The sequence below is a fragment of the Campylobacter sp. 2018MI13 genome, assembly GCF_018501135.1.
Taxonomy (GTDB): Bacteria; Campylobacterota; Campylobacteria; order Campylobacterales; family Campylobacteraceae; genus Campylobacter_E.
Window position 1 is genome coordinate 1 of the sequence record NZ_JAHCZC010000226.1, and the last position, 447, is coordinate 447.

The following is a 447-nucleotide window of genomic DNA, read 5'->3' on the forward strand; positions in this document are numbered from 1 at the left end:
CTCCAAGGACTTATTTCGGGTCTCAGGCATGATCTTGAAGAGGACTACTGCGATGACGAGATTCATCATGCCGTAGATGGTGTACGTCAACCCACCTCCCAGACTTGCCATCATGGACGGGAAGGTGAAGGTGATGACAGCGTTAATCACCCACATGAAGAAGATGGCCGTGCCATTCATGATGCCGCGGACGTTTGCCGGGAACATCTCACCGAGCATGGTCCACCCCCCCGTGCCATTGGTAGATTGCACGATGAGCATAAACACCGCCATAAGACCAAGGATGAGGTACGGTGCCCACGTCGGCGGCGTGGTCTTGTCAGCAATGTGCGGGGCGATTGTGAACTGGAAGGTTCCCGCAATGACAAGCAAAGTAATGCCCACGGCGGAGACGTCGAAAATGAGTAGATTACGTCGGCTGAACTTGAGGATAAGCCACAAACCACC

At 53.9% G+C, this 447-nt stretch carries 1 protein-coding gene; it reads right to left on the bottom strand.

Annotation, left to right across the window (positions count from 1 at the left end; all coding sequences use genetic code 11):
- Positions 1–447: MFS transporter (locus KJQ99_RS11360; protein WP_214150717.1), on the bottom strand; the 447-nt coding region annotated here is incomplete at both ends.